The organism is Wandonia haliotis, assembly GCF_039523435.1.
GTDB classification, from domain to species: Bacteria; Bacteroidota; Bacteroidia; order Flavobacteriales_D; family Crocinitomicaceae; genus Wandonia; species Wandonia haliotis.
The window spans coordinates 205,692-221,051 of the sequence record NZ_BAAAFH010000022.1 but is presented as its reverse complement, the minus strand read 5'-3'; the positions used below and the strand labels follow the sequence as shown (position 1 = coordinate 221,051).

Genomic DNA, 15,360 nt, shown 5'->3' with positions numbered 1-15,360 from the left:
AATTCATTAATAACTTACCTTTACCAGTCAATAGAATCCGGATTAATTTCTGAGAATTTTACCAGATTTTACAAGACTTTCCAGACGCTCCAGTGTTTTACGTTCCTTACAAAGTTCAAGGAATGCTTTTCTTTCGAGGTCTAGCAGGTATTGCGGACTAACTTGGGTCATTTCGGAGAGATCTCCCCCACAAAGTACAAATCCCAGTTTTTCAGAGATTAATGAATCGTGTTCGGAAATGTAATTACCACTCAACATAGAGTTGGCTCCCACATAAACGATTCCCAGTCCTTCACTTCCCAAAACAGTAATGTCGCGTTCTTGTTTTGGTGGTGTATATCCTTTATTTATGAGTGCTTCACATGCTTCTTTTGCACGCGCTAATTGGTAGTCGCGACTCACGACTACTTCATCTGTTCCTTCGCGCAGATATCCCAGGTCAAAAGCTTCATAAGCAGAAGTTGATACCTGAGCCTGTCCGATAGTAAGGAATCGTTGACGCAAACGGTTAATACGGATGTCTCCATCTTTTAACTCCTGACTGAGTCGTTGAGCGAATTCTTTGGATCCACCACCACCGGGGATCAGCCCGACACCAAATTCAACCAGTCCCATATATAGTTCGGCATGAGCAACTACTTTGTCGGCATGCATCGACATTTCACATCCACCACCTAATGCCATATTGTGAGGAGCTACTACTACCGGTACTTTTGAGTAACGGATACGCATCATTGTATTCTGAAAGGAACGAACAGCAAAATCAAGCTCATCATAATCCTGCTCTACAGCCATCATAAAGATCATTCCTACATTCGCTCCGGCAGAAAAGTTTTGTCCTGTATTGGAGATTACCAAGCCTTTGTATTCATTTTCAGCAAGGTCAATTGCTTTGTTGATGCCTTCAATGACACCTCCGCCAATTGTGTTCATTTTGGTGTGGAATTCCAGGTTCAGGATTCCGTCTCCGAGGTGCACGATTGTAGAATCAGCATTTTTCCAAACTGTATTTTCTTCGCGAAGTACATCTAAAAGAACCATATCTTCCGTTCCCGGAATAATGGCATAATCACCTGAAGTGACATCATAATAGTAGCGTTTTCCTTTTTCCGTTTTGTAAAAGGATGTAATGCCTTTGGCTTGCATATCTTTTACCCATTGAGCAACTTCTTTAGAAGCATCGCCAATCAGTTTAAGACCTTGTTCCAAACCGACTGTGTCCCATAATTCAAATGGACCCAGTTCCCATCCGAACCCGGCTCGCATAGCATCATCAATCTTGTACAAGTCATCTGAAATTTCTGGAATCCGATTGGAAACATAGGCAAATAGTCCAGCCGATGTTTTTCTGTAAAACTCCCCGGCTTTATCCATTCCCATGAACAACATTTTAATACGTTGTTTCAGATCGTCAATGGGTTTTGCCATTTCGAGTGTCGGGAATTTCACTTTCTCCTGCGCTTTGTATTCAAGAGTATTCAGATCCAGACTGAGAATTTCTGATTTACCGTTTTCTCCTTTTACCTTTTTATAAAAGCCCTGTTTTGTTTTTGAACCAAGCCATTTGTTTTCTACCATTTTAGTGATGTATTCCGGCAATTGGAAAGCGTCATTCGCTTCGTCATCAGGGCAATTTTCACGAACTCCGTTTGCAACGAGTACCAGAGTATCCAATCCGACTACATCACAAGTACGGAATGTTGCTGATTTAGGTCGTCCCAAAACAGGTCCTGTAAGTTTATCGACAGCTTCGACAGAAAGTCCCATTTCCTGAACAGTATGGAATAAAGACATAATTGAATAAACCCCAATGCGATTGGCAATAAATGCCGGAGTGTCTTTACAGAGAACCGTCTTTTTACCCAGAAATCGACGTCCGTAATCCATCATGAAATCAAGGGCTTCCTGAGAAGTGTGTGGCGTGGGGATAATTTCTAAAAGTTGTAAGTAACGAGGCGGGTTGAAAAAGTGCGTTCCGAAGAAATTGGCCTTAAAGTCATCAGACCTTCCTTCGGTCATAAGGTGTATCGGAATTCCGGATGTGTTGGATGTGATCAATGTACCCGGTTTTCTGTATTTTTCAACTTGTTCGAATACACTCTTTTTAATATCCAGTCTTTCAATAACCACTTCAATTGTCCAGTCGCAATCCGCTATTTTTGACATGTCGTCATCAAAGTTTCCGGTCGTAATACGCGAAGCAAAAGACTTTCTGTAGATCGGAGAAGGATTGGATGTCAGTGCAAATTTCAGCGAATCATTTACAATCCTGTTTCTGACGATTTTGTCTTCCAGTGTTAATCCACTTTTCGCTTCTTTTTCATTCAATTCGCGGGGAACAATATCAAGCAACAGTACTTCACAACCGATGTTGGCAAAATGGCACGCTATCCGTGATCCCATAACACCGGAACCGAGTACGGCTACTTTATTGATTTTTCTACTCATAATATATACTGTTTTTACTTTTATTCCTACTGTGCTGTTAAGTTAATATTTTTTCGCTTGTTCATAGTAATCAAAACGTTAAATGTAACGTGCCTTAAATGTGGTTCGGCTAATATAGTAAAAAATACTATGTATGCATAGTTAAATAAAGAATTTAACAATTGCAATTTCTATTCACTTTTTTTTCTACTTTTGCAGATACACAACAACAGAATTATGGCCACAACTATTTCAATTTACATTGTTGAAGATCACCAGCTTATTGTAGATGCATGGGTGAGTTTGTTAAAACAGATTGATGATTTTGAAGTGGTGGGGAATTCGGATAATTCAGATGATGCAATAGAGGGGATTTTGAATCTGCGACCCGATATTGTTCTGATGGATATTAATATTAAAGGTGGTTCGGGAATTGATGTGGCTGCAGTCGTGAATGATAAACTTCCTAAAACAAGAGTTATTGGATTGTCTATCCATGATGATATGGCGTTTGTTAAACGTTTCTTTCAGAACGGAGCAAGAGGTTATCTTTCGAAGAACACAACAAAAGAAGAGCTGGAAGCAGCAATTCGCTCCGTGTACGATGGGGATACGTATGTTTGTAAAGAGATTAAGGATAAACAGTTTTTCAATAACCTTTCGGGAGGGGATGACAGTAGTCAGAAAGAATTGACTGCCAAGGAAATTGAAATTACCACATTGATTGCGCAGGGGTTGACTTCACGTCAGATCGCTGATAAGTTGTTTGTCTCCCGTCGTACCGTAGATGCTCACCGGCATAATATTCTGAAAAAACTTAACCTGGCAAATGCAGCATTGCTGAGTGCCTATGCAAAAGATAAAGGCTATATCTAGTCTGTCTTATCTTTTTCTTTACGATTTATAATAGACAGAATTATCTGTCAAATCTACTCAGGTACTTTCTATTCGTATTTCAGAGTGCGTTTTACGTACAATTACCTAGTCGTACGCATAAATGCTTAGAGGGAAAAACCGAAGTACGTAGAGGGGTATAAACAACCTTTTGTATTTTGATTTTGAGGGTGTTTAAATCTTTTGAGAATCAGTGATGTCGCTATTCCTTTGAAGAAAAAAAGGAAGGCATTATGAAAACAACACACTACTTAATCACGATAATTTCCCTGATCATTCAGGTTGTTCTTTTTGGTCAATCTCAGCAGAATAAAGTAATGACTCGTTTGTCAGACCGAATGTTGGAGACTGTTAAAAATGAGAATGGAAAAATCTGGTTCGAACAGCGTGAGATTAACCAGCTGTTCAGCCAATTGTCAGTAACGTCTGTACAGCAGGCATTTCCTGCTTCTAAAAAAGAAGAGCTTCAGTCTGTAGTAGAAATTTCATGCGCATGTGATGTAAATACGCTTTTAGCTGAAGTTGCAAAACGCAAAGATTATTTCGAGCAGCCGGAATTGGTTCCTGCGATTACTCCTTTACACGAGACCAATGATTATACTGCTGCTTTTGCTACAGACTATGCTTTGGATTTAATTAATGCAAAAGAAGCATGGGATGTTACGACAGGAAACCGAAGAATCAAAATCGCTATTACCGATTCAAACTTCGATCTTAATCACGAGGAGTTAGCAGGTAAGTACTCCTATATTCAGCCGGGGATGTATAATCCGAATTATGATCACGGGACTGCAGTGGCAATTACAGCTGCAGGAAACACAAATAACGGTGTTGGAAAAAGTTCTATAGGTTATGATTGTGATCTTTTGCTTTACGGAATGAGTTATAACAGTATTCTTGATGCTTCTTATGCGGGTGCTCACGTGATTAATGTGAGTTGGGCTGGTGGATGTGTGTATAGTTCATACTATCAGGATATGATTAATGAAGTACTTGAGAATGGAAGTGTTATTGTTGCAGCAGCAGGTAACGGAGGTACATGTGGAGATCCGTCCAGTCTAGTTTATCCGGCTGCATATGATGGAGTTATTTCAGTGTCTAGTATCGGACCAAACGATAACCATGAGCGTTATATCGGAGATGCTTCTTCAACACACCAGCACAATGCAACTGTGGATCTTGTTGCTCCCGGATATGATATGGCACTTTCAATTGCAAACAATGTCTATACAACCGGAAACGGAACTTCCTTTGCCTCTCCGATTGTAAGTGGAACAGTTGGTTTAATGAAAGAAGTGAACGAAGCGTTGAATCACTGCGAGGTAGAGTATATTTTGAAATCTACAGCTGTTAGCGTGGATAGCCTTAATCCTGGATATGAAGGACTTTTGGGAGCAGGACGTCTTGATGCTGCCGGTGCAGTTGAAACAGCTGCAGCTTTCGATCCTACCTGGATTTCACACACAATTAATCACCACTACCTTGATCCGAACGGAGCTATCTTTGTAAATGTAGAGTCTGAATTGCCGGTTACATCATTTGACTATACCTTTGATTCGTATAGCTCTGCAAATGGAGAACAGGTGCGTATTTACACAGTGGATGTAATTTATGAAACCGGATGTGTATTTACTAAGAAGCACCTTATCAGTGAAGATGAGTTTTTAGATACAGATTCACTTTTGGCTTTACCTGTAACTTTAACAGCTTTTGACGCAGAGGCGCAGAAAGAAGATATTTTGGTTTACTGGGAAACAGAATCTGAAAATAATAGTGCATACTACGATATTGAAAAATCAATTGACGGAAAAGAGTGGGAGGTAATCGGTTACCGTGAAGCTGCAGGAGCTTCTCACACGACAAATTCTTACGAATTAACAGATTTTAATCCTAATTCAGGAATCCAATATTACAGATTGATCCAGGTGGACAATAATGGGGAACGTAACGTTGGAGGAGTTGTTTCTGTAGATTATGGATCTATTTCTTCCGATAAAGATGCTTATGTGTATCCAAATCCTTCGAATGGGCAGGGGACGCTTGTTCTTGCTGAAGGTGCAAAATCAGTTCAGGTATTTAGTGCAGCAGGAGTTTTGGAGCAAAGTTTTGATGTGGCAGAGGGTGCTCAGCAACAGATTTACTCTGAGAAGTCAGGTATGAAAATGATCCGTGTTCTTTTCGATACTGAAGAAGTAAAAACAATTAAATGGGTGGTAGATTAAGCTACCTCCTTTGATCAGATTGTGATGAAGTGTTGTTGTCAAATGTTTTACAAAAGTGTAAATTAAAATAATGTGGCTTACTTAGGTTTTCAAGAATAATACATTTGCACGGATTTGTCACTCTGTAATTGAATTGTTTTTTAGTAAATTAGCCTAATCAATTGTAGCCATATACATGACAAATATTGTAAATGCACTGGTAGTCGAAGACTACAAACTAATAGCTGACGCCTGGGGAAAATTACTGAGGGATACGAATATTTTCAATACTGTTAAGGTTTTGTATTCAGCAGATAATCTCACCGAATATATAGAGGACTTGAAGCCTGAATTAATTTTTATGGATATCAACCTGCCTGGTTCACAAAATGGAATAGAAATCACCAAGACGATTACCGAAAGTTATCCCTGGATTAAAATAATGATATTGTCAATTCATAATGAGCCGGTTATGGTTCGGAGGGCAATTGAAAACGGAGCCAAAGGATACATCACCAAAAATGCACCTATGAAAGAAATGCAACTGGGGGTGGAAAAGGTAATGAATGGAGAAAAATACCTGTGTGAAGAGATCAGGCATTATTTTGATTAATGCGCTACTAACTGTTTTTTAATAGGATGGCTACTGCTTAGTTGGCTAATAATTACTATTATTGCATAGGTAGTAAACGACTTACACTATTTACGAATGTCTGAAGATTTTGGTTCATACTCAAAACAGTTTATAACGGATACCCCAATGGATCCGGAAAGCGAGTATTACCGTTTTTATAAAACGCGGTTGTATAAGTATCCGTTGGAAGGAATCTATATTTACAGTTTTGAAAAGGGGAGAATGTTATACGCCGACGGTTGGGAAGGCGTTGTGGGGGTTCCTGATGCAGAAATATCTATGATGCATATTGTGAATATGACTTCCCCTCATTATGCTCCTTTTGTGCACGATATTAATGATAAAGCTCTCCAGTTTCTGCATAAAAGAAAGGAAAGGTTAAAAGAATACAGCTTTACAATTGAAACAAAAGTGATGAATAAAAACGGGCAGGAAATACCTGTTGTTGCTCGTGTTGCTGTTCATGACACTTTTGAGGATGGAAGTTTACGAAGTATTATCGGGCGTTTTCAGGTCGATTATGGACTTCGGTTTGGTAAGGTGATGCGTTTTGCAGCATACGGGCCTGAGAAGGATGAATTTGAAAGAAACCTGAATAAAAGCCTGTTTTACCCTTTTCGGATTTCTGATGCCGAGTTGGATATGATCCGTTTTCTTTCCAGAGGAAGTACGTATAAGGAAATCAGCGATGAAATGAATGTCTCTATTTCACAACTGGAAAAAAACATAGACGGGCTTTTGGAACGCTTTAAGGTTTCCAATACAACAAGCCTGATCTCCTTTGCTTACGACAACCGGCTACTTCCCTGATTGAAAGGAATTCAGATCGATAGTTGTGATCTTCTCTTTCGGAATTCCGATTCGAATCAACATTTCTTTCCAGTCCCGAATACCATCATCATTTGAACAACTTCCGACTACCCAGGCAACAGAAGTATTACCTAAAATTTGTTTGATCGTATCTCCGTAACCTGAATTGTTGATAAACGATTCTATATCTGTTGCTTTATATTTATTGGCTTCCTCTGGTGTCCCGGGGTTGATGTCGTCAATTAATAGAAATTCACTCTCCTGCCAGGTCCAAAGGCTTTTGTTTCCTCGTGATAATTCCTCTTGCGAATCGGAAAGTACACTAACCCATTTGCTAAGAGTTGTGTAGGTTGTTTTGTTGTGACGAATGGCTAATTCATTGGCCATTCCTACGGTTATTGTTGTTTTTCCTGATTTTTTGGCACCTGAAACGATGAAATGATGCGCTTCACGGGGACGTTGCCGTAAATAGTGTCGGATAAAGTCGGCATCTTCCGTTTTTAGACGCCCATTCCACTGACTTAACCGAAAGGCATAAGGGAAAAAAGCATTCTGTTGGTACAATTTTGTGAGAAACCAGTACCTCCCGAAAAAGAATAAGGGGAGCAAACCGGCCAGGAAGAAATACAAGCCGTTTTTGTCTGTGCTGGCGATAAAGTAAAAAGTTAAAGATCCGGTCCAAAAAAAGCAAAGGTCTGTGAACGTGTCAAATGTAAGATTTTTCCACTGCGGTTTGAACGTGCCATTTCCTTTATACTCTTTCTTATACAATGGAGAGGAGGCATTATAAATTTCAAAAGCTAACCAGAAGCAGGCAACGGAAAATAGTGCTGTTTTTAATTCAACTCCGAGTATATAAGCGATTGAGGTAGGTACAAAACCAAGAGCGAAATGCCCAAGTTGATTAGCAAACCAACCATAAGTTAGTGTAATCCCTCTTTGAGAGTCTTTGCCAATTAAATCAGCGTGTAAGGTTTTCCAGATCTGGCGTCCTGTTATTTTTCCCATAGTAAAGGTTTGTTAGTCAATAAGGACAATATTAAGAAAAACCTTTAATACAAAACAAATCGTTCCGGAAAAAGAACAGCTTTAATCTAACTGATTTCTATTCCTACAGGACAGTGGTCAGACCCCATGATTTCATTTACTATAAAAGCATCTTTCAAACGTGGAAGAAAAGATTCGCTGACCAGAAAATAATCGATTCTCCAGCCTACGTTTCTTTGACGTGCACCCCCTCGATAGCTCCACCATGTATATTTTATTGTGTCTCCATGTATGTGTCGGAATGTGTCAACCAGTCCGTTGGACGTAAATGCATCCATACCATCAATTTCCTCTTGCATAAAACCGGCGGCCTTATTATAATTTTCCTTGGGGCGTGCCAGATCAATAGCTTTGTGAGCAACGTTAAAATCGCCACACACAACAACCGGTTTTGTCTTTTCAAGGTTTTTCAAATAATCAAGAAAAGCCATATCCCAGGTGGTGCGATATCGTAATCGAAGTAACTCGGAACCTGAATTCGGAACGTAAACAGTTGTCAGAAAAAAATCATCAAATTCCAACGTTAGTACACGACCTTCTTTGTCATGTTCGTCAATACCAATATCAGTATGTACAGCGAGTGGTTGCACCTTTGTAAGAATAGCAGTTCCAGAGTACCCTTTTCGTTCAGCAGAGTTGGAATACAGGTGGAAGTCGCTAAATTGTTTAAGTGCTTCAGCTACCTGATCGTCCTGTGCTTTTGTTTCCTGAAAACAGATAATATCCGGGTTCATATCTTGCATGGATTTGTCAAAATCCTTATTCATAATAGCTCTGATGCCATTGACATTGAAAGAGATGATGCGCATTTATAAGTAGTTTTTTTCGATTAAATAATTCTTTACATAATCTTCGACTCCCTCTTCCAGAGAAATAAATGCTTGTGTATATCCTGCATTGATGAGTTTAGACATATCTGCTTCCGTAAAATACTGGTATTTGTCACGTATATCTTCCGGAGTATCGATGAAAGAGATCTGCTCTTCTTTGCCCATGGCTTTGAATGTTGCTTTTACGAGATCAAGGAAAGTTCTTGCTTCTCCCGTACCCAGATTGTATAATCCACTTTCGGGTTGCTCTTTCATGAGAAATGCACAGACATCCACCACGTCCTTTACATAGATGAAATCCCGAAGTTGTTCTCCGTCTTTGTATTCAGGGTTGTGAGAACGGAATAACTTCATTCCGCCTGTTGCTGAGATTTGGTTAAAGGCATGGAAAATAACAGAAGCCATTCTTCCTTTGTGATATTCGTTGGGACCATATACATTAAAGAATTTCAACCCGGCCCAAAATGGCGGTGTTTCTGTTTGTTGGAGTGCCCAGATATCAAAGTCGTTTTTTGAGTCTCCGTAAGGATTCAGGGGTTTCAATTTGGGGGTTAGTGCATGATCGTCCTTGTAACCTAATTCACCCAATCCGTAAGTAGCCCCTGAGCTGGCATACACCAGAGGAATCTGAAACTTTACGCAGGCATTCCAAACCATTTTACTATAGTTAAGATTCAGTTCATCAAAAATGGATTTGTCGAATTCGGTCGTATCTGTCCTTGCACCAAGGTGGAAAATAAATTTGACTTCATTCCCGTATTCGCTGATCCACTTTTCAAAATCATTTCGGGGAACTTTAGCAAGGATCGTTTTTCCGACCAGGTTATTTTCTTTCTCTTTTTTTGAGAAATCATCAACGACAACAATATCTCCATATCCAAGAGCATTTAGTTTTCCTACTAAAGTACTTGCTATAAATCCAGCTGAACCGGTAACTACAATCATCTTAACTTCTTTTCTTTTGCCTCAAAGATACGACTGACATTTCAAAATCGGAAGTATAAACGGATAATAGAGGTTCTGTCGTCCGGGATTTGAATGGGTACATAAGTGGAAAAGATGGTTTTACATGATGTTGTTCGAACTTTATGCTAAATTTGCGCTATTGCCACCAGTAAAGTAAATAATGGAAAAGAAAATTATTGATGCAGATCATCGATCTGTTATTCCTGATTTTAAAGAATTATACCGGTACAAAGATTTATTTCTTACTCTTTCCTGGAGAGATTTTCGGGTAAGATATGCACAAACGACAATAGGTCTTTTGTGGGCGATATTACAGCCGGTGGTGACATTGTTTATTCTGTCGTTGGTGTTTGGACGATTTGTGGGGGTTGAAACGGAAGTTCCGCATTTATTGTTTACTGTTGCAGGCATGAGTATCTGGAGTTATTTTTCGTATGTGATGACAAATTCCGGAAACTCAATTATTATGAATCAGGGGATGGTGAAAAAGATCTATTTTCCCCGTTTGATTATTCCTTTGTCAAAAGCGGTTGTCGGTTTCATTGATTTTGCCGTTGCTCTGGTAATCATGCTATTTTTGATGGTATATTATGGCGTTGCTCCCGGTTCTAATGTATGGATGGCTCCTGTTTTTGTTATTATCGGGGTTATAGCTGCTTTGGGTGTAGGAATATGGTTGAGTGCATTGAGCGTTCGCTACAGGGACTTTCAGCATGTGGTTCCTTTTATGGTACAGATAGGAATGTATGTTACTCCTATTGCGTATCCTGCTGAATTTGCTACGCGTCACTTGCCGCAATGGGCGGGTACTTTGTATTATCTAAATCCGATGGCAGGAGTAGTACAGGGATTTAGATGGTCGCTATTCGGAGGAAGCCCTCCAGGAAACCTGATGTATGTATCTATTGCGATGGTGTTGATTCTTTTCGTTTCAGCTCTTTTTTATTTCAAAAAAGTGGAAGATGAAATGGCAGATTACGTATAAGAAAAACGAGAGTAAGTTTCAGTAAATCAGATTGCGTCTTTTGTCTTTTCAATCATTCCAGCCAGAAATTCGCGTGCGCGAAACAATTGCGCTTTAACGGTACCAAGAGGTAGGTCCAGTTCATCGGCGATTTCTTCGTAGGAAAGTTCTTCAAAATAACGCTTTTCGACCAAAACTCTGTAGCGAGGCTTTAGCTTTTCAACCAAAAGCCGCATCATTTTTATTTTTTGTTTCTTAATGGCTTCTTCCTCGGGATCAAGATCATCTGTGCGAATTTGCATACCTGAATACTCCCCGTCTTCACCCTCAAAGGTTGTGTCCATTGAGGTCATTTGTAGTCGTTTTTTTCGGATAAAGTCGATGCAGTTGTTCGAAGCAATTTTAAAAAGCCATGTACTGAAAGCAAAATCAGGGGAGTATTGATTGATACGATGGAATGCTTTTCCAAAGGCTTCTATTGTCAGGTCTTCGGCATCATCTGTATTGCGAACCATCTTGTTTACCATGAAATAAATGGAGTCGCGATATTTCTCCATAAGTTCAGCAAAAGCCATTTGGTCTCCTTGTTGAGCCAGATATACGAGCTCTAAATCTTTTTTCCCTTTTTCAGTCAAATGATTGCCTACTTCCATTGTTGTTCATTCTTATCGCCTGAGTAGTAGATAATGGGGAGTAATACAGCATACATAATTTCCAGTAAGGGGAGAGCAAATGCCATACGTTTTTCTCCCAGTTTACCGAAATTGATGCCCTGAAAGATCCATTTCAAAATAATAACCCCTCCAAAAATCATTGAACTCCAAAGCCAATACTCTTTATTAAAAATCAAAGAAACAAAAGTTACAAGCATAACTAACAGCGTGAACGGATATATTCCTAACAACAGTTTATGGAAAACTTTGTAGGACGAAGAAGTTGTATAGTGACGTTGCTTTTGTTCGAACCACTTTTTCCAGGATGTTTTTCCTTCCGAATAGCAATATGAATCCGGGTGAAACTGGATGGTGTAATTCCGTTTTTTGGCCACATCTTTTACAAAGAGATCATCGTCTCCGGACTGAATGGCATAATGTTTTTTGAACCCCTGTACACTATCAAATAATTGACGGGTGTACGCCATGTTACGTCCGACACCCATATATGGGAAGCCTGATGCAGCAAAAGCAAAGTAATTGGTTGCGATAAAGGTCGTGTCAAAGCGGATAATGAAGTTTAGAAAACCTTTCGCTTTTGAATAGGGACCATACCCCAGAATTAATTGGTGACGATCACTGAATTTACCAGCCATTAAACGCAGCCAATTATCTGATGCAGGGACACAGTCGGCATCCGTAAATAGAAAATGGTCATATTTGGCTCCTTTAATCCCTACTGTGAGGGGAAGTTTTTTTCCGTTTCGCAAATGATGATTCCGTTCGATATCAATTATCTTTAGATTCGGATATTGCTTTTGGTAAGCTTGTAGAATGTGTTTTGAATCATCGATTGACTGATGATTTACGACGACCACTTCAAATTCCGGGTATTTTTGATTGAGTACAGCCGGAAGATTCTGATACAGATTATCCTCTTCATTGCGTGCAGCTATTATGATGGAAACGCCCGGCAGAACTTCGGAAAGTTTATTGTTTTTTTTCGATGCGTGAAAAGTAAATCTACTGAAAATTAGTAGTGTAAACAGAAGTTGTGCGAGAGCGGATACACCAAAAACCAGAAAAACGATTCCAGTAGGAGTCCAGTCAATTTCCGGAAAAGAAAAATCCATAATTGTTGCTAGTTTACTGCAAAGATGTTACACTTACCGGAATACAGTTATCTTTGTCACACGTTTTTTTCAACATATTTATGCACTTTTCACTTTTAGCAACAGATAAAGCATCAAAAGCAAGAGCCGGGGAAATTCACACGGATCACGGAGTTATTGAAACTCCGATATTTATGCCGGTCGGTACGGCCGGTACGGTAAAGGGAGTCCACCAACATGAGTTAAACGAAGATATCCGTGCTGAAATTATTCTCGGAAATACGTATCACCTGTTTTTACGTCCGGGATTAGAAGTTATTGAAGCCGCAGGAGGATTACACAAGTTTAACGGGTGGAATAAACCCATGCTGACCGATAGCGGTGGGTATCAGGTGTATTCGTTGGCAGGATCAAGGAAGATAACAGAAGAAGGAGTGAAATTTCAGTCACATATTGACGGGAGTTATCATTTCTTTACTCCGGAACGGGCTATCGATATTCAGCGGACAATCGGGGCGGACATTATTATGGCATTTGATGAGTGTACACCTTATCCTTGCGATTACAAGTATGCAAAACGTTCTATGCACATGACGCATCGCTGGTTGAAACGCTGTATGGATCAGATGAAAGCAACCCAACCCAAGTATGGATACGATCAGGTTCTTTTCCCGATCGTGCAGGGAAGTGTATACAAAGATCTTCGTACCCTTTCTGCAGAAGCAATCAGTTCATTTGATGCATTTGGTAATGCAATTGGAGGACTTTCTGTTGGGGAACCGGATGAGGATTTGTACGAAATGACTGATCTTGTTTGTGAGATCCTTCCAAAAGAAAAGCCCCGTTATCTGATGGGAGTAGGGACTCCTGTGAATTTACTTGAATGTATTGCATTGGGTGTGGATATGTTTGACTGTGTGATGCCTTCCAGAAACGCCCGACATGGAATGTTGTTCACCCGTAATGGAATTATCAATATCAAGAATAAAAAGTGGTACAAAGACTTTTCTCCATTGGATGAATCAGGTACTTCGTACGTGGATCATGCCTATACGAAAGCCTATTTGCGCCATTTGATTATTTCGAAAGAAAATCTGGGGATTCAAATTGCAACCATACACAATCTGGCTTTTTATCTGACGTTGATGAAAGAAGCACGCCAGCATATTCTGGCGGGTGATTTTAACGAGTGGAAAAATGCAATGGTTCCAAAACTGCAAAACAGGCTGTAAAGTATGCTGAAGATAATTGACAGGTACATTATCCGGAAGTTTTTGACCACTTTCTTTTTTATGATGGGAGTGATCATGTTGCTAGCCGTAATTTTTGACTTGTCAGAACGTTTACAGGAATTTATTGAGAACAAGGCGCCTTTTAAAGCTATTGTGCTTGATTATTATGTAAACTTCATTTTCTTTTATGGAAATATGTTTTCAGCGCTGATCATTTTTATTTCAGTGATCTGGTTTACGGCAAAAATGGCTCAGAATACGGAGATTATCCCAATGTTGAATAGCGGAAGACCGTTTCACAGATTTCTTCGTCCCTATATGATCGGAGCAACCCTGCTTACCTTGATGTCGTTGGCAATGAATCATTTCATTCTTCCTTCTGCCAATGCAAAGCGATTAGGATTTGAGGAAGAATTTTATCGTTTTAGTTTGTCAGTATCCAATTATCACGCTGATTTTCCCAATGGAGAGTCTGTGTATTTTAAGAATTACAAGTCAGATCAGGGATACATCCAGGATTTCTACATGGAAAAGTGGAGTGAAGATAACAAACTTGAATATTTTCTGAGTGCGAAGAGGCTGCGTCCTACAGGGGATAAAACCTGGACATTGGAGGATTACTTTTTACGGAAAGTTGGTCAAACAGGAGATGAAATAGTACATGGAGATAAAATGGATACCACATTTGCTTTTGGTATCGATGAGTTTGCCCGGAGAGATAATATTGTTGAAACTATGGACTATGAAGAGTTGAACAATTTTATCGAAAGAGAAAAGCAGAAAGGAAATGAAAACGTTCCTGCTTTTGAATTGGTTAAACACCAGCGGACATCTTATCCCTTTGCATCGTATGTATTGACACTGATAGGAGTGGCAGTATCCAGCAGGAAATCCAGAGGGGGAATAGGGGTACATATTGCAACAGGTCTGGCATTTGTGTTTATTTACATTTTCGCTATGCAGGTAACCTCCGTTGCGGCAATAAATATTGGTTTCCCTACCTTGCTGGCATCCTGGATACCGAATCTTGTTTTTGGTGTAATCGGATTGGTTTTGTATCGTCTGGCGCCCAAATAGAATGTAAACATCAATCCCTGGCCGGAGAAGTTTATTTCAGTCCTTCCGAACAATTGATTAGTTTTGTTTAAAATAATAGTTTTATGCGAGTAAAGGCTCATTTTTTTCTTGTGAATGAGGATTTCTCTCCGGAGTTTGCAGATGCTAACTATGACGGGGAAGAGTCAGAAAATAACCTTCGGTATTATTGGGAAGATGCATTGGAAATTAAGGGAGAATGTTCTGATATCGAAGAATTGAAGCAGTCTGAGTATGTTCTTCAGGGAATGATGGGAGAAGGAGAGCATTTTTCGTTTTCCATTCCTAATATGCGTCAATTACTTGTAAAGAGTGAAGATGGTTCGGTTACACCGCTGGCATTTTCAGAGAATATCTTTCATGAGTTTACGGTAGATGAGGAAGAAGGAATGCATATAATCCGGGTATATTTTAAGGATTATGAGGTGTTTTCTAATCCTATTCCCGGGGTTTATATAACAGCAGCTGATTTTCCTGAAGAATTGGCACGCTAAC

Annotated in this window: 14 protein-coding genes; 8 read left to right on the top strand and 6 right to left on the bottom strand. The window is 39.6% G+C overall.

Annotated features, from left to right (window positions below):
- Window positions 1–42: 42 nt before the first annotated feature.
- Window positions 43–2,448 carry a 3-hydroxyacyl-CoA dehydrogenase/enoyl-CoA hydratase family protein gene (locus ABDZ97_RS13670; protein ID WP_343788740.1) on the bottom strand — a complete coding sequence of 802 codons (2,406 nt, stop codon included), beginning with the start codon at window positions 2,446–2,448 and terminating at the stop codon, window positions 43–45.
- Between the two features lie 216 nt (window positions 2,449–2,664).
- On the opposite strand from ABDZ97_RS13670, the gene ABDZ97_RS13665 reads away from it, so the two are divergent.
- From ABDZ97_RS13665 to ABDZ97_RS13650, 4 genes are all read left to right on the top strand, one after another.
- The gene (locus ABDZ97_RS13665; RefSeq protein ID WP_343788737.1) at window positions 2,665–3,303 is read left to right on the top strand and encodes a response regulator; all 639 of its coding nucleotides are present in this window, start codon (window positions 2,665–2,667) and stop codon (window positions 3,301–3,303) included.
- A gap of 251 nt (window positions 3,304–3,554) precedes the next feature.
- Window positions 3,555–5,543, top strand: coding sequence for a S8 family serine peptidase (locus ABDZ97_RS13660; RefSeq protein WP_343788734.1), 1,989 nt, complete (start codon window positions 3,555–3,557; stop codon window positions 5,541–5,543).
- Between the two features lie 175 nt (window positions 5,544–5,718).
- Window positions 5,719–6,135: a response regulator gene (locus tag ABDZ97_RS13655; RefSeq protein ID WP_343788731.1), complete on the top strand. Its 417-nt coding sequence runs from the start codon at window positions 5,719–5,721 to the stop codon at window positions 6,133–6,135.
- Between the two features lie 96 nt (window positions 6,136–6,231).
- On the top strand, window positions 6,232–6,966 hold the full coding sequence (locus ABDZ97_RS13650; RefSeq protein ID WP_343788729.1) for a helix-turn-helix transcriptional regulator: 735 nt from the start codon (window positions 6,232–6,234) through the stop codon (window positions 6,964–6,966).
- Here ABDZ97_RS13650 and ABDZ97_RS13645 read toward each other — a convergent pair.
- The 3 genes from ABDZ97_RS13645 to rfaD form a co-directional block, all read right to left on the bottom strand.
- Window positions 6,955–7,974, bottom strand: a complete 1,020-nt coding sequence (locus ABDZ97_RS13645; protein ID WP_343788726.1) for a hypothetical protein — start codon at window positions 7,972–7,974, stop codon at window positions 6,955–6,957. The two genes, ABDZ97_RS13650 and ABDZ97_RS13645, sit on opposite strands and share 12 nt — an antisense overlap.
- Window positions 7,975–8,060: 86 nt before the next feature.
- Window positions 8,061–8,822 (bottom strand): exodeoxyribonuclease III, encoded by a 762-nt coding sequence (locus tag ABDZ97_RS13640; RefSeq protein WP_343788723.1) that lies wholly within the window; start codon window positions 8,820–8,822, stop codon window positions 8,061–8,063.
- Window positions 8,823–9,788: an ADP-glyceromanno-heptose 6-epimerase gene (rfaD, locus tag ABDZ97_RS13635; protein ID WP_343788720.1), complete on the bottom strand. Its 966-nt coding sequence runs from the start codon at window positions 9,786–9,788 to the stop codon at window positions 8,823–8,825.
- A 181-nt stretch (window positions 9,789–9,969) separates the two neighbouring features.
- Between rfaD and ABDZ97_RS13630 the strand changes: the two genes are divergently transcribed.
- On the top strand, window positions 9,970–10,794 hold the full coding sequence (locus tag ABDZ97_RS13630) for an ABC transporter permease (RefSeq protein ID WP_343788717.1): 825 nt from the start codon (window positions 9,970–9,972) through the stop codon (window positions 10,792–10,794).
- Between the two features lie 26 nt (window positions 10,795–10,820).
- Here the strand turns inward: ABDZ97_RS13630 and ABDZ97_RS13625 are convergent, their stop codons facing one another.
- Together ABDZ97_RS13625 and ABDZ97_RS13620 are read right to left on the bottom strand one after the other, a co-directional pair.
- Entirely contained in the window at window positions 10,821–11,426 is a 606-nt protein-coding gene (locus tag ABDZ97_RS13625) for an RNA polymerase sigma factor (RefSeq protein WP_343788714.1), read from the bottom strand.
- Entirely contained in the window at window positions 11,417–12,559 is a 1,143-nt protein-coding gene (locus ABDZ97_RS13620; protein WP_343788711.1) for a glycosyltransferase, read from the bottom strand. The genes ABDZ97_RS13625 and ABDZ97_RS13620 overlap by 10 nt, the downstream gene beginning before the upstream one ends.
- Window positions 12,560–12,639: 80 nt before the next feature.
- Here ABDZ97_RS13620 and tgt point away from each other — a divergent pair, with 80 nt between their 5' ends.
- From tgt to ABDZ97_RS13605, 3 genes are all read left to right on the top strand, one after another.
- Window positions 12,640–13,770, top strand: a complete 1,131-nt coding sequence (gene tgt, locus ABDZ97_RS13615; protein ID WP_343788708.1) for a tRNA guanosine(34) transglycosylase Tgt — start codon at window positions 12,640–12,642, stop codon at window positions 13,768–13,770.
- 3 nt (window positions 13,771–13,773) lie between these two features.
- On the top strand, window positions 13,774–14,847 hold the full coding sequence (locus ABDZ97_RS13610) for an LptF/LptG family permease (RefSeq protein WP_343788705.1): 1,074 nt from the start codon (window positions 13,774–13,776) through the stop codon (window positions 14,845–14,847).
- A gap of 83 nt (window positions 14,848–14,930) precedes the next feature.
- Window positions 14,931–15,359: a hypothetical protein gene (locus tag ABDZ97_RS13605; protein WP_343788702.1), complete on the top strand. Its 429-nt coding sequence runs from the start codon at window positions 14,931–14,933 to the stop codon at window positions 15,357–15,359.
- Window position 15,360 lies beyond the last annotated feature (1 nt).

Excerpts from the sequence above, each read along its gene's own strand:
- ABDZ97_RS13670 (WP_343788740.1), bottom strand. The coding sequence starts at position 2,448 with ATGAGTAGAAAAATCAATAAAGTAGCCGTACTCGGTTCCGGTGTTATG.
- ABDZ97_RS13665 (WP_343788737.1), top strand. The coding sequence starts at position 2,665 with ATGGCCACAACTATTTCAATTTACATTGTTGAAGATCACCAGCTTATT.
- ABDZ97_RS13660 (WP_343788734.1), top strand. The coding sequence starts at position 3,555 with ATGAAAACAACACACTACTTAATCACGATAATTTCCCTGATCATTCAG.
- ABDZ97_RS13655 (WP_343788731.1), top strand. The coding sequence starts at position 5,719 with ATGACAAATATTGTAAATGCACTGGTAGTCGAAGACTACAAACTAATA.
- ABDZ97_RS13650 (WP_343788729.1), top strand. The coding sequence starts at position 6,232 with ATGTCTGAAGATTTTGGTTCATACTCAAAACAGTTTATAACGGATACC.
- ABDZ97_RS13645 (WP_343788726.1), bottom strand. The coding sequence starts at position 7,974 with ATGGGAAAAATAACAGGACGCCAGATCTGGAAAACCTTACACGCTGAT.
- ABDZ97_RS13640 (WP_343788723.1), bottom strand. The coding sequence starts at position 8,822 with ATGCGCATCATCTCTTTCAATGTCAATGGCATCAGAGCTATTATGAAT.
- rfaD (WP_343788720.1), bottom strand. The coding sequence starts at position 9,788 with ATGATTGTAGTTACCGGTTCAGCTGGATTTATAGCAAGTACTTTAGTA.
- ABDZ97_RS13630 (WP_343788717.1), top strand. The coding sequence starts at position 9,970 with ATGGAAAAGAAAATTATTGATGCAGATCATCGATCTGTTATTCCTGAT.
- ABDZ97_RS13625 (WP_343788714.1), bottom strand. The coding sequence starts at position 11,426 with ATGGAAGTAGGCAATCATTTGACTGAAAAAGGGAAAAAAGATTTAGAG.
- ABDZ97_RS13620 (WP_343788711.1), bottom strand. The coding sequence starts at position 12,559 with ATGGATTTTTCTTTTCCGGAAATTGACTGGACTCCTACTGGAATCGTT.
- tgt (WP_343788708.1), top strand. The coding sequence starts at position 12,640 with ATGCACTTTTCACTTTTAGCAACAGATAAAGCATCAAAAGCAAGAGCC.
- ABDZ97_RS13610 (WP_343788705.1), top strand. The coding sequence starts at position 13,774 with ATGCTGAAGATAATTGACAGGTACATTATCCGGAAGTTTTTGACCACT.
- ABDZ97_RS13605 (WP_343788702.1), top strand. The coding sequence starts at position 14,931 with ATGCGAGTAAAGGCTCATTTTTTTCTTGTGAATGAGGATTTCTCTCCG.